We start from the raw sequence: 13,267 nt of genomic DNA on the forward strand, positions 1-13,267 counted from the left end.
TGATACCGATGCTCCGCGTCACACAGAGGACGCGGAGCGTCCGGAGCTGTAAGCCAACGCGGAGCATTGGCACGAGAGTCAGCTGGGCTCAGTCTGTCGCAAGCTTCGGCAAGCGCTGATCCAGCAACTGGTGCAGCGCGCTATGCGTTGGCCAGTTGCGCATGAAACGGGCCCGGTCTCGGGCGTAGGCCGCAGCGAATGACGATTGCGAACTGTGCTGCTGCATGGCGTCCAGGTCGATCATCGCCCAGCGATCGACGTGCCAGAACAGGTTATGCCCCTTGAAGTCGCCATGGCTGATACGCGCCTGGATAAGCTGCGCAAAAAGCCGATCCAGCGCCAGCAGTTCGACCTCTGGCGCATCACCGTTTTCCACATACGGAGCGAAGCGTTCGATGATGTCCGGCCCATTGATGAACTCGGTCACCAGCCAGGCCTTGCTGCGCAAGCCGAGAAAACGCTTTTCCTGCACGGCCAGCGGCTTGGGTGTGGCGATGCCGAGGAACATCAGCCGGTTGCCTTCGCGCCACGAATGCCAGGCCCGGCTGGGGCGCCAGAAGCGCTTGAGCCAATGGCTGAAATTCTTGATGTTGTAGCGCTTGATGACCAGCGGACGACCATTGATCTCAACCCGCCCGACACTCGCCGCGCCACCGGTCTTGTACAGATGGCCCTTGTCGAGCAAGGCATCCGCCTGACTCAGCACCGGCAGCATCGCGGGTTCTTCCTCGCGACGAATGGCGCGGAACACCGAAGCGCTGTCTTCGACACTGAACAGACTGCAGTCGCGCACGGTCTTGCTCATGAAGTCCTTGAGCCGCCAGCTGCGAACCTTGTCGATCTGCTTTTGCAGCGCTTCCATCGGCAAACCATGCTCGGCATTGCTCAACAGGTAATGCACCAACAGCTCTTCAGTAAACGGTTCGAAAGACCTGGGCAACTGGGCAAAGAACACGCCGAGATTTTCCAGTACTTTTTGTCGGGACAACGGCGTACCAGCTTGTTCAGCACGAATGCCGGCGCCATCGATCAGGTACAACTGCCCCTTGTGGCGCAGCAGGTTGTCGAGGTGCAGGTCTTCCTGCCACAGGCCTTTTGCGTGCTGCCGGGCAATGGCCGATAGCGCATCGCCGAGCACCGCTTGCTGCTCGTCTGCCAGTGGTGGCAGGTGCTGAACAGCGTTCCACGCATCGCCCAGGCTGGGTGCCTGTTCCAGAAACTCGAACAACAGCCAGCCACCCTCACCGTCCTGCAAACCGTCGGCCAGCAAAAGCGGTGTGGTCAGGCCCTGTTCGGCAAGCAGCCTTACGCCGGCCAGCTCACGCTGAAAGTGTCGGGCCGCCTTGTCGCCCACCAGCAGTTTTGCCAGCACCGTTCGGCCTCGCCAGACACCGGCGCCGACATAGCGCTGCCCCGGCAATACCCGCAGCAGGGTCAGCAATTGCAGTTCAGCCGATCCGGCAGCATCGGCCAGCGTCAGGCTCATCGGCAACTCGGGGGTACGTCCGGCGGTCTTGAGTTCAGACAGGCGCATCAACGGGTCTCTTTATCATCGCGGTGTTGAAGGTCTCGTTTGTGAGCGCCGCGCTTGCCCAGGCGCGCACTCCAGGCGTCGACCAGCTGGCTGTTCGGCGTGGCTTGCAGATAAGCCGCCAACAGCTCGCGCCGATCGGCCTCATTCCACATGGGCGCGCGGCGCAGCAGCGGTTCGAGGTCGCGGGCAAGGTCACGCTTGCCGAAGATCACCGGGCGGGTTTTTTCCAGGTCGATCAGTTGCGCCTGATACCCCGTACCGGCTGCCTGAAGAAAAATATGCTTGGGGTAGAAGCAGCCATGCACCTGTCCGGCGCCGTGCAGCGTGCGCGCCAGTTGGCCGCAGGCGTGCAGTATTGCCTGACGCTGAGGGGCCTCCATCTGGTTCCACTGCTGCAACAGTTCGTCAAGATCGGTCCAGCCGTCCAGCGCACGCGTCATCAGGATCGCCCGGCGTTCGCCGGCGACCTTGCGCTCGCCATAGAACACCGCCTGCAATGCCGGGATGCCCAGTTTGCGATAGCGACTGATGTTACGAAACTCGCGCGAGAACGACGGTTCGCCAAACGGGTGATGCAACGTGTGAGTCAGGTAGTTGCTCTGACGCTTGAGGTAAAACCCCTGACCGTCCAGGTCGAGGCGGAACACACTACTCCAGCCGCCGCGCCCGGTATTGGGCTCATCGACCGCATCGAGTCGGATGTTCCAAAGCGATTCAAAATCAGCCAGGTTGTGACGCGCCAGTAAAGGCTGGTCGGCACTGGCAATAAAAACGCTCATTCACGGCCCTCGAAAAAGCTGACGATATGTCGAATACGTTTTTTGTCGGAGGCGTTCAAACGCGTTCGCTGGCGGTATTGCAGGTAGAAGCGCAGGCGCTGGGTGGCCGATAAGTGATACTTGGCGACCTTGTCCAGGCAGGCCAGATCCTTGGTGATCCGATAGCGCAGCATGAAGCTCCACCAGAATGCACCATTGGGGCAGTCGATGAAAAACAGCTTGCCCTCGTTATCGACCAACAGGTTGCGCCATTTCAAATCGTTATGTGTGAAATGGTTGTCGTGCATGATCCGGGTAAAGGCAGCCAACTGGCGGCTGAGCGCGTCGACCCAGTGGCGATCGGCCAGTCGCGGATCCTTGCGTTGCGCCAGTGCCGACAAGTCTTCGGTGTTCGGCAAGCCACGTGTGATCAGTGCGCCGCGATCATACGCCGCGCCGTTGCGCTCCAGGCCCCAGGCCACGACTTCTGCGGTGGGGATGCCCCATTTAGCAAAGCGCTTGAGGTTCTGCCATTCGGACTTGACCCTCGGCTTGCCCATGTAGCGACGCAGACCCTTGCCCGCGCCCACGTAGCGTTTGACGTAGTAGTAAACCCCGGCGCGCTCGACGCGGATGACGTCGGACAGCGGATCGCGGGTCAACTGCTGTCCCTGCAAGGCGAATACGGCATCCAGGCTGCCAAATTCCGGTTCCAGGAACGCGTACTCGGGCTCGAGCTTCCAGCCCGCCATCAGAGTGCGTCTCCGTAGCGCACTTTACGCTGATACAACTTGTCGGCTTTTTTATCCAGCCAGGTCAGCAGCGTCGCTTCCTTGAGCAGGATTTCGCGCAACGGCTTCTGGAAATAGCCCTGGAGAAAACGCAGTTTGTCGCGGCGGGTCAGGCCGATGTCCAACGCTGAAAAATACAGCGCGGCCAGGTCCTTGTTGCGCCAGCGTGGCGTGATCGCACGGCGGGTCTGGGCACGGTGCAGGTCGATGACCGAGAGTTTGAAATCGTCAGCGGTCACCGGCTTGTCGGTGTGCAGCAAAAAATGGCAGATGTAGCAGTCGCGATGATTGACGCCTGCGCGGTGCATCATGCCGACCAGGCGGGCGACTTCGGCAATGAAGGCTCTCTTCAGACGCGGCTCGGGCGGCTCGTTGCGCCAGTTGAGGCTGACGTCTTCGAGGCTGGTGGTCGGTGCCAGTTCTTCGGTGACGATGAACGAGTGCTGCGCGGCAGGGTTGCTGCCACGCTCGCCATAGGCCACGGCGGTCATGGTCGGGACGCCGACTTCATGCAGGCGCTCGATGGCGTCCCATTCCTTGCCCGCGCCGAGTACCGGCAGCTTGGCGGTCGCCAGGTTCTTGGCGATCTCGCCCCAGCCAATGCCACGGTGAATCTTGACGAAGTAACCGCGCCCATCGACCTCGGTGCGCAGTGTGCGGCGCCCTTCCAGCTCGCGGTAGACCTCACCGCTCAGGCCTTCGACCTCGACGAACGCATCGTGCCCCGCCCACAGGCTCTTGAACGGCTCAGCAAGGAACAGCTTCATCAATAGTGCTCCGCCAGAATCACATCCGCAGCGTGTTGCGGCATGCTGTAAAGGTCTGCCGTGTCGGCAAAGGTCAGGCCATTGCGCGACCACGCGCTGCGTGCGGCATCGTCCTGAAGCATCTCCGACAGGTAGCGATTGAGCTGCGCCTGCTCGAACGGCTCATCCAGCACCCGCCCGCAATCGGCCTCGGCAATATAGTGAGCGTAACCACAGACCGCGCTGACCAGGACCGGCAAACCGGCAACCAGCGCTTCGAGCAGCACGGTCCCGGTGTTTTCGTTGTAGGCCGGATGAATCAGCAGGTCGGCGCCCAGCAGAAAACGCGGAATATCGCTGCGCCCTTTCATGAAGGTCACCTGATCACCCAGGCCGAGCGCCGAGCTCTGCAGTTGGAATACTTTGGGGTCGTCCTGCCCGATTACAAACAGTCGCGTGCGTTTCTTCAGCCCGGCGGGCAGAGCCGCGAGCGCCTTCAGGCTGCGATCCACGCCCTTGGTCTTGAAACCGGAGCCGATCTGCACCAATAACAGGTCATCGTCGGCAAGGCCGAACTCCTTGCGAAAGCCTGCACGGATCTCAGGTGCATCCGGCGGCGCACGGCGATCCAGGGAAATCCCCGGCGGCAGCAGATGAAAGCGCGACGGCGGGGTGTCGTAATGCTTGATGAACAGCGGCTGCTGCACTTCGGAAATCATCAGCACCTGGGTTCTCGAGTCCTTGGCGAACACAGCGCGCTCGTAGTCGGCAAAGTGGCGATAACGGCCCCACTTGCGATACAGCGGGCTGCGCAGGTTCTGCGCCTTGTCCTCGAAACAGCCGTCGGCGGCGTAATACACATCCAGGCCGGGCATCTTGTTGAAACCGATCAGGCGGTCCACCGGGCGTTTGGCCAGGTCTGCTTCCATCCAGGCGCTGAGTTTTTCGTTGCGCCGATGATTGAAGAGCGCCTTGACCGGCGCCACCAGCACCTCGAAACCGGGAGGCACATCACCTTCCCAGATCAGGGTATAGACGCGGATCTGATGGCCGCGCTGCTGGCACTCCAGCGCGATGCGCATGAAGTCGCGTTGCAGGCCGCCGAACGGAAAGTATTTGTAGAGTACAAAAGCCAGTTGCATCAGCCAGGTTCCTTTGCCAGCAACAGCGCGCCCAATTGGCTCGCTACTCGCTCGGGATTCAAGCGAGTGAAGCACATCGGCCACTCGCGCTTAAGGTCGAACCGGCGCTGATCGTCGGCGCTCGGTTGGTACGTGCATTTCTTTTGCAGGCACGGCGTACAGCCGGGGTAGTCGCTGGCCAGATGCACCTGCGACTTGCCGTAGGCCCCGGTCAGGCCCGGATTGGTCGGGCCGAACAGGGAAATGGTCGGCACATCCAGTGCAGCAGCCAGGTGGCCGATGCCAGTGTCTACCGCGACGCACGCCTGCGCGCTGGCCAGTACCCGCGCAACCCCTGCCAGATTGAGCTTCGGCAGCACGTGCGCACTGCTCAGACCCTCGGCAATACGCTCGGCGCGAGCTTTCTCTGCCGGATTGCCCCACGGCAACTGCACTTGCAGACCGCGCGCTGCCATCAATTCGGCCAGTTGCCGCCAGTACAGCTCGGGCCAGTGCTTGGTGTCCCAGGTCGTGCCATGCAGGAACAGCACGAACGGGGCCTGCAAACTGTCATCCAGGGTCGCCAGTGGCTTGAGACCGTAATCGCCCATGCCGGACGGCTGTGGATAACCCAGCGCCTGAGCGAACAGCTGACGCAGCCGCTCGACCGCATGCTGCCCGCGCGCTACTGGAAAAGCGCGATCATAAAAGCGACTGGCAACCGGCTCGCGTGCCGAATCGCGGTCCAGACCGGCCACCGGCGCATCGACATAGCGTGTCAGCCAGGCACTTTTGAACAGGCCCTGCGCATCGATCACCAGATCATAACGCTGTTCGCGCACCTGCTGTTTGAAGCGCCGCCATTCCCCGGACCTGAAGGTCTGCCAGAGGTGCTTGCGCCAGCGACGAATCGCCACCGGGATGACCCTGTCGACCGCCGGATGCCAGGCGGGAATTTCCGCGAAGCCTTCCTCGACCACCCAGTCGAAGCGAATGCCGGGCAGCGCGCGCGCCGCATCGGTCAGCGCGGGCAAGGCATGGATCACGTCACCCAGTGAAGACGTCTTGATCAGCAGTACCCGCAAAATCAGGCAACCTCCACCGGCGTGCTACTCAGGCGGCTGAGCGCCTGAATCACGGCGTCCGGCTCAAGCAGACGCATGCAGTTGTAATGGCCGAAACGGCAGGTGCGCTCGAAGCACGGGCTGCACTCGATGCCGAGTCGCACCACCTCGACTTCGTCGGCCAGCGGCGGCGTGAAGCCCGGCGAGGTCGAGCCGTAGACAGCCACCAGCGGACGGTTCAACGCTGCGGCCACGTGCATCAGGCCGGAATCGTTGGACACCACAGCGTCGGCGCACGACAGCAGGTCAATGGCTTCGGCCAGCGAGGTCTCGCCACTGAGGTTGACGGACTCCTCACGCAGGCCGGGAATCAGTTCCTGGCGAATGCTCTCACCGACCGGGTGATCCTTTTTCGAGCCGAACAGCCAGACCTGCCAGCCTTCGCGAATGCTCGCGTCGGCAACCTGTGCGTAATGTTCGGCGGGCCAGCGCTTGGACTCGCCGAACTCCGCGCCGGGGCACAGCGCCAGTACCGGGCGATCCAGCGTGAGGCCGAATTTGCTCAGTGCGGCATCGCGCGTGGTCGGGTCGATGCGCAGGCTCGGTTGCGGGTAAGGACGCGGCAACTCGGCGCCCTTGTCGAAGGCCAAGGCCATGAAACGCTCGATCATCAGCGGGTAACGCTGCTTGTCGAGGGTTCGTACGTCGTTGAGCAGGCCGTAGCGAAACTCCCCGCGCCAACCGGTGCGCTTCGGGATACCGGCAAAAAACGGCACCAGCGCCGATTTCAGCGAATTGGGCAGCAGGATAGCCTGATCGTATTGGCCAGCCAGGGACTTGCCGATCCGGCGACGGGTCGCCAGTTCCAGGGCACCGTGACCCAGCGGAAAACTGAGCGCAGCACGAACCTCCGGCATGCGCTCCAGTATCGGACGGCTCCATTCAGGGGCCAGCACGTCGATTTCGCACTCGGGATGACGCTGTTTCAGACACTGGAACAGCGTTTGTGCCATCACCATGTCACCGACCCAGCTAGGCCCAACGATCAGAATTTTCATGTTCTATCCAAAAACGACCAGAAACGATCAGGGAGGCCGATCAGACTGCGTGACGTTCCCACACAACCTGTCGCCTCCCTGTCATAGCTTTATAGAGTGTTGCAGCGGAATGTGGCGTTGCCGTGAGGCTCAGCTCAACCCCATCTGCGTCCAGATCCGCATCACCTCACGCCGCTGGGCATGAAACTGATCGCCGCTGACCACGCCCGCCTGCTTCTGCAAGGCCTGGCGATGTGCCGCCGAGCGATACGCCTTATAGGCTTCGCGCAGCAGGCCGGCATCCGTATCCGGCAGCAGCCCGGCATCTTCCAGCCCTTCGAGAATCCGGATGTTGTCGGTGTATTGCAGCAGCGCGGGATGCTCTCTGGACCACGCCAAGGCGGCGTATTGCACCATAAATTCGATATCGACGATACCTCCGGCGTCCTGCTTGAGGTCGAATGGCACCGCCGCCTCGAAGGCATTGGCCGCCCTGCCGGCCGCTGTCGCGCGGGTCCCGAGGTTGTCACGCATCTTGGCGCGCATTTCGCTGACTTCGGCGCGCAGCTTGTCCAGATCGCGTTCGCGCCCCAGCACATCGGCACGGACCTTCTCGAATTGCTCGCCGACATCCCGGCTGCCGGTCATGACCCGCGCACGGACCAGTGCCTGATGCTCCCAGGTCCAGGCTTCATTGGCCTGATAGCGGGCGAAAGCCCCCAGAGAGCTGACCAACAGGCCAGACGCCCCCGAAGGCCGCAGGCGCATGTCGACGTCATACAGCTGACCGGAGTTGGTTTGCGTGGTCAGCAAATGGATCACTCGCTGCCCCAGCCGGGTGAAGAACTGCGCCGTGTCGATCGGTTTGGCACCGTCGGTCTCGGCCTCCAGATCGCCATCATGAATGAACACCAGATCCAGATCGGAGCCGTGCCCCAGCTCGATACCGCCGACCTTGCCGTAGCCGACGATCACGAAGCCCGGATCGCACAACGTGCCGTCCGGACGCAAAGGCGTACCGTGACGGGCCACGCTGTAGCGCCAGGCCAGCGCGAGCACCTGATCGAGAATCGCCTCGGCCAGCCAGGTCAGGTAATCACTGACTTTCATCAACGGCAGGCTGCCGGATATCTCGGACGCCGCGACGCGCAGGCTGTGCGCCAGCTTGAAATGCCGCAGGGCCTCCATCTGTTGCTCGAGATCGTCCTCGGGGATACGAATCAGCCGCTCGCGCAGCTCGGCCGCCAGTTCCGGGGCCAGCGGAGGATTGAACAGGCGCCCCTCGTTAAGCAACTCATCGAGCAGCAACGGGAAACGCGCGATCTGTTCGGCAATCCACGGGCTGGCGGCACACAGGGTCAGCAGCTGTCGCAGCGCGTCGGGGTTTTCCGTGAGCAGCACCAGGTACGCCGAGCGCCGCGCGACGGCCTCTACCAAGGGCAGCACGCGCTCCAATACCAGGTCGGGCTTCTCATGTTCCACCGCCTGAGCCAGCAGACGGGGGATGAATGCGTCCAGCCGCTCACGGCTCAGACGCTGCATCGAACGCAGGTTGGGACTGCCGCGCAGGTTGGCCAGATGTTTCAGCGCCCTCTCGGCATCGACGAAGCCGGCCTGCAACAGTTGGCGACCCGCGGCTTCTTCGTCCTGGGACTCTTCCCACAGCGGCAGCCATTCGCCTCCCACCACCACTTCGTCATCTTCATCTTGCTCGTCGTCCGGATCGGCGTCGGGGTCAGCAATGACCTGGCGGAAGTGCCAGGCCACACGGCCACGCCAGTACATGAGCCGTTCGTGAAAGGCAGCCCAGTCAGCGAAGCCCATGATCAGCGCAACGCGCGCCTGATCCTGTTCGTTGTCCGGCAGCATCTGCGTCTGACGGTCGGCAATCGCCTGAATGGCGTGCTCGGTATAACGCAGAAACTCGTAGCCCTCGCGCAGCTCTTCGGTCACGGCCGAGGGCAGATAACCCTGCCCCTCGAGGGTTTTCAGCACTTTGAACAGCGGCCGCTGCTGCAGACTCAGGTCGCGGCCGCCGTGAATAAGTTGAAAGGCCTGGGCGATGAACTCCACCTCGCGAATGCCGCCGGCACCCAGCTTGATGTTTTCCGCCATGCCCTTGCGCTTCACTTCCTGCTGAATGAGCTGCTTCATGGTGCGCAGCGCTTCGATGGCCGAGAAATCCAGATAGCGGCGATACACGAACGGACGCAGCATCGCCAGCAATTCGGCACCGGCCGCCTGATCGCCCCCGACCACGCGCGCCTTGATCATCGCGTAACGTTCCCAGTCCCGGCCCTGGTCCTGGTAATACTGCTCCAGCGCATTGAAGCTAAGCACCAGCGCCCCGGAAGAACCGTAAGGACGCAGGCGCATGTCGACCCGGAACACGAAACCGTCGACGGTCACCGGGTCGAGCGCCTTGATCAGCCGCTGTCCCAGGCGAATGAAAAATTCCTGATTGTCCAGCGCACGCTTGGTGCCGACGGTTTCGCCGCCCTCCGGGTAGCCGAAGATAAGGTCAATGTCCGAGGACAGGTTCAGTTCGACCGAGCCAAGCTTGCCCATGCCCAGAATGACCATGTGCTGCGGCTTTCCGGAATGACGACCGGTCGGGGTGCCGAACTGCTGGCAATGCCGGGGGTACAACCATTGGTAAGCCAGATCGATCGACGCATCGGCCATGTCCGACAGGTCACGGCAGGTTTCGATGAGATTTGCCTGACGGGTCAGGTCGCGCCAGATAATCCGTACTTGCTGGCGTGCGCGCTGTCGACGTAGATTACGCCCCAGTTCATCCTCGCTGGCGGCGCTCGACAGCGCTTCGGCAAGCTGACCGCGCAATTGGCCGGCAGAGAAGCTACGCTCCAGCTCGCCCGAATCGGCCAGCTGCAGAAGCATCTGCGGATCACGGCAGACTTGTTCGGTTACAAAATCACTGGCGGCGCAGACCCGGTCGAAGGCTGCCTGTCGCGCCTCGGGCCAAGCGTTGAAAGAAGCCAGCGCGTCCTCGGACAGGGCAGTCAGCGCAGCCTGAAACATCTGGCGGGCGCGGCTGATCGATGGCAGTAGAATGGCCGGAAATTCGGCCAGTAAAGGTAGGCTCATGGTCTATCCTTGATCGGCGTGCAGACGCCCGTCCGTCGTTACGGCGAGACGCGTCTGCCAGCACCGCTTGTCGAACAAAGGTTATAAATTGCTGGAAAAATCAAATTAGAAGCATAAAAATCCGCTTTTTACCTGCAAGATATTCAATAGCGATCAACAGTAACGTTTTAAGCTACACGACAACAGGAGCGATTGAGTCGCTTCTCTGTAGTTTTACTACTGGGTCCGATACTCGGAGGGCTGAAATCGTCGTCGATTTGTAGTAAAACTACACGCCGCCGGATCCCACCCTCCGGAAATCCAAGAATTTATGTCGTCTGCCCACAAGGCCAGTCGCAAACTCAGGCAACCGATTCTGGAAGCCTTTCCGCCCTGGAGCAAGCCATGCAAGACCTCGATCCCGTCGAAACCCAGGAATGGCTGGACGCCCTGGAATCGGTTCTCGACAAAGAAGGCGAAGACCGCGCTCACTACCTGATGACCCGTTTGGGCGAGCTGGCCACCCGTAGTGGTTCGCAGCTGCCGTACGCCATCACCACGCCATATCGCAACACCATTCCTGTCACCCACGAAGCACGCATGCCTGGCGACCTGTTCATGGAACGCCGCATTCGCTCGCTGGTGCGCTGGAACGCATTGGCCATGGTTGTCAAAACCAACATCGGCGACCCGGACCTGGGCGGCCACATCTCCAGCTTCGCCTCCAGCGCCACGCTGTACGACATCGGCTTCAACTATTTCTTCCAGGCCCCGACCGACGAACACGGCGGCGACCTGATCTACTTCCAGGGTCATGCATCGCCAGGCGTTTACGCCCGTGCATTCATGGAAGGCCGCATCACCGAAGAGCAAATGACCAACTTCCGTCAGGAAGTCGACGGCAATGGCCTGTCGTCTTACCCACACCCGTGGCTGATGAAAGATTTCTGGCAGTTCCCGACCGTATCGATGGGCCTTGGCCCGATCCAGGCGATCTACCAGGCGCGCTTCATGAAGTACCTGGAGCACCGCGGTTACATCCCGGAAGGCAAGCAGAAAGTCTGGTGCTTCCTGGGTGACGGCGAGACCGACGAGCCGGAATCCCTGGGCGCCATTGCCCTGGCCGGTCGCGAGAAGCTCGACAACCTGATCTTCGTCGTCAACTGCAACCTGCAGCGCCTCGACGGTCCGGTTCGCGGCAACGCCAAGATCATCCAGGAACTCGAAGGCGTGTTCCGTGGCGCCCAATGGAACGTCACCAAAGTCATCTGGGGCCGTTTCTGGGACCCACTGCTGGCCAAGGACGTCGACGGTATCCTGCAACGTCGTATGGACGAAGTCATCGACGGCGAATACCAGAACTACAAGGCCAAGGACGGCGCGTTCGTCCGCGAGCACTTCTTCAACTCGCCTGAACTCAAGGCCATGGTTGCCGATCTGTCCGACGACGAGATCTGGAAACTCAACCGTGGCGGTCACGACCCGTACAAGGTCTATGCGGCCTATCACGAAGCCGTCAACCACAAGGGTCAACCGACCGTGGTTCTGGCCAAGACCATCAAGGGTTATGGCACCGGCGCCGGCGAAGCGAAAAACACTGCGCACAACACCAAAAAGGTCGATGTCGACAGCCTGCGTCACTTCCGTGACCGTTTCGACATCCCGGTCAAGGACTCCGAACTCGAAGCCCTGCCTTTCTACAAGCCGGAAGAAGGCAGCGCCGAAGCCCGTTACCTGAGCGAGCGTCGTGCTGCGCTGGGTGGTTTCGTACCGCAGCGTCGTGCGCAGAGCTTCAGCCTGCCGACCCCGCCACTCGAAACCCTCAAGGCCATCCTGGATGGCTCGGGCGATCGCGAAATCTCCACCACCATGGCCTTCGTGCGCATCCTGACGCAACTGGTCAAGGACAAGGAAATCGGTCAGCGCATCGTGCCGATCATCCCGGACGAAGCGCGTACCTTCGGTATGGAAGGCATGTTCCGCCAACTGGGCATCTACTCGTCGGTCGGCCAGCTCTACGAGCCAGTCGATAAAGAACAAGTGATGTTCTATCGCGAAGACAAGAAAGGCCAGATCCTCGAAGAAGGCATCAACGAAGCGGGCGCCATGTCCTCCTTCATCGCTGCCGGCACTTCGTATTCCAGCCACAACCAGCCGATGATTCCGTTCTACATCTTCTACTCGATGTTCGGTTTCCAGCGTATCGGCGACCTGGCCTGGGCCGCTGGCGACAGCCGCACCCGTGGCTTCCTGGTTGGCGGCACCGCCGGCCGTACCACGCTGAACGGTGAAGGCCTGCAGCACGAAGACGGTCACAGCCACATCCTGGCATCGACCATCCCGAACTGCCGCACCTTCGACCCGACTTACGGTTACGAACTGGCAGTGATCATCCAGGACGGCATGCGCCGGATGTTCGAAGAGCAGCAGGACGTTTTCTACTACCTGACCGTGATGAACGAGTCCTACGCCCAGCCAGCCATGCCGGCCGGTGTGGAAGAAGGCATCGTCAAGGGCATGTACCTGCTCGAAGAAGACACCAAGGAAGCGGCGCACCACGTCCAGTTGCTGGGCTCGGGCACCATCCTGCGTGAAGTTCGCGAAGCGGCGAAGATTCTCCGTGACGAGTTCAACATCGGTGCCGACGTGTGGAGCGTCACCAGCTTCAACGAGCTGCGTCGCGACGGTCTGGCTGCAGAGCGCAACAACCGCCTGCACCCTGGCCAGAAGCCGCAGCTGAGCTATGTCGAGGAATGCCTGAACGGTCGCAAAGGTCCGGTCATCGCATCCACGGATTACATGAAGCTGTTCGCTGATCAGATTCGTCAGTGGGTTCCAACCAAGGAATACAAAGTCCTGGGCACCGACGGTTTCGGCCGTAGCGACAGCCGCAAGAAGCTGCGTCACTTCTTTGAAGTCGATCGTCACTTCGTGGTGCTGGCAGCCCTGGAAGCCTTGGCTGATCGTGGCGATATCGAACCTAAAGTCGTGGCTGAAGCCATCGCCAAGTTCGGCATCGATCCTGAAAAACGCAATCCACTGGACTGCTAAGAGTCTGCTTCAAGAGCGCTGATCAGAGCGTAAACAGCCGAGGATGCGGAATTTACTCGACGTAAATGAGCATCCAAC

Annotated in this window: 9 protein-coding genes; 1 reads left to right on the forward strand and 8 read right to left on the reverse strand. The window is 61.2% G+C overall.

Annotated elements, in window-relative coordinates:
- Window positions 1-88 precede the first annotated feature (88 nt).
- The 8 genes from JOE34_RS03655 to glnE form a co-directional block, all read right to left on the reverse strand.
- A complete protein-coding gene (locus JOE34_RS03655) occupies window positions 89-1,534 on the reverse strand; it encodes a lipopolysaccharide kinase InaA family protein (RefSeq protein ID WP_046265975.1) in 1,446 nt (481 codons plus the stop codon).
- The gene (locus tag JOE34_RS03660) at window positions 1,534-2,313 is read right to left on the reverse strand and encodes a lipopolysaccharide kinase InaA family protein (RefSeq protein ID WP_046265974.1); all 780 of its coding nucleotides are present in this window, start codon (window positions 2,311-2,313) and stop codon (window positions 1,534-1,536) included. The genes JOE34_RS03655 and JOE34_RS03660 overlap by 1 nt, the downstream gene beginning before the upstream one ends.
- Complete coding sequence (locus JOE34_RS03665) at window positions 2,310-3,044, reverse strand: lipopolysaccharide kinase InaA family protein (protein WP_003346826.1); 735 nt, start codon at window positions 3,042-3,044, stop codon at window positions 2,310-2,312. Before JOE34_RS03665 ends, JOE34_RS03660 begins: the two co-directional genes overlap by 4 nt.
- Entirely contained in the window at window positions 3,044-3,850 is an 807-nt protein-coding gene (gene rfaP, locus JOE34_RS03670; protein ID WP_074908018.1) for a lipopolysaccharide core heptose(I) kinase RfaP, read from the reverse strand. The genes JOE34_RS03665 and rfaP overlap by 1 nt, the downstream gene beginning before the upstream one ends.
- Window positions 3,850-4,971: a glycosyltransferase family 4 protein gene (locus JOE34_RS03675; RefSeq protein WP_046265972.1), complete on the reverse strand. Its 1,122-nt coding sequence runs from the start codon at window positions 4,969-4,971 to the stop codon at window positions 3,850-3,852. The genes rfaP and JOE34_RS03675 overlap by 1 nt, the downstream gene beginning before the upstream one ends.
- Window positions 4,971-6,035, reverse strand: a complete 1,065-nt coding sequence (gene waaC, locus JOE34_RS03680; protein ID WP_003318175.1) for a lipopolysaccharide heptosyltransferase I — start codon at window positions 6,033-6,035, stop codon at window positions 4,971-4,973. Before waaC ends, JOE34_RS03675 begins: the two co-directional genes overlap by 1 nt.
- Window positions 6,036-6,037: 2 nt before the next feature.
- Window positions 6,038-7,072, reverse strand: a complete 1,035-nt coding sequence (gene waaF / locus JOE34_RS03685) for a lipopolysaccharide heptosyltransferase II (RefSeq protein ID WP_003422375.1) — start codon at window positions 7,070-7,072, stop codon at window positions 6,038-6,040.
- A 129-nt stretch (window positions 7,073-7,201) separates the two neighbouring features.
- Complete coding sequence (gene glnE / locus JOE34_RS03690) at window positions 7,202-10,159, reverse strand: bifunctional [glutamate--ammonia ligase]-adenylyl-L-tyrosine phosphorylase/[glutamate--ammonia-ligase] adenylyltransferase (RefSeq protein WP_209995117.1); 2,958 nt, start codon at window positions 10,157-10,159, stop codon at window positions 7,202-7,204.
- A 384-nt stretch (window positions 10,160-10,543) separates the two neighbouring features.
- Here glnE and aceE point away from each other — a divergent pair, with 384 nt between their 5' ends.
- Entirely contained in the window at window positions 10,544-13,189 is a 2,646-nt protein-coding gene (gene aceE / locus JOE34_RS03695) for a pyruvate dehydrogenase (acetyl-transferring), homodimeric type (RefSeq protein WP_003392156.1), read from the forward strand.
- Window positions 13,190-13,267: the final 78 nt, after the last annotated feature.

It is taken from the genome of Pseudomonas sp. PvP028, assembly GCF_017832255.1.
Classification (GTDB): Bacteria; Pseudomonadota; Gammaproteobacteria; order Pseudomonadales; family Pseudomonadaceae; genus Aquipseudomonas; species Aquipseudomonas syringae.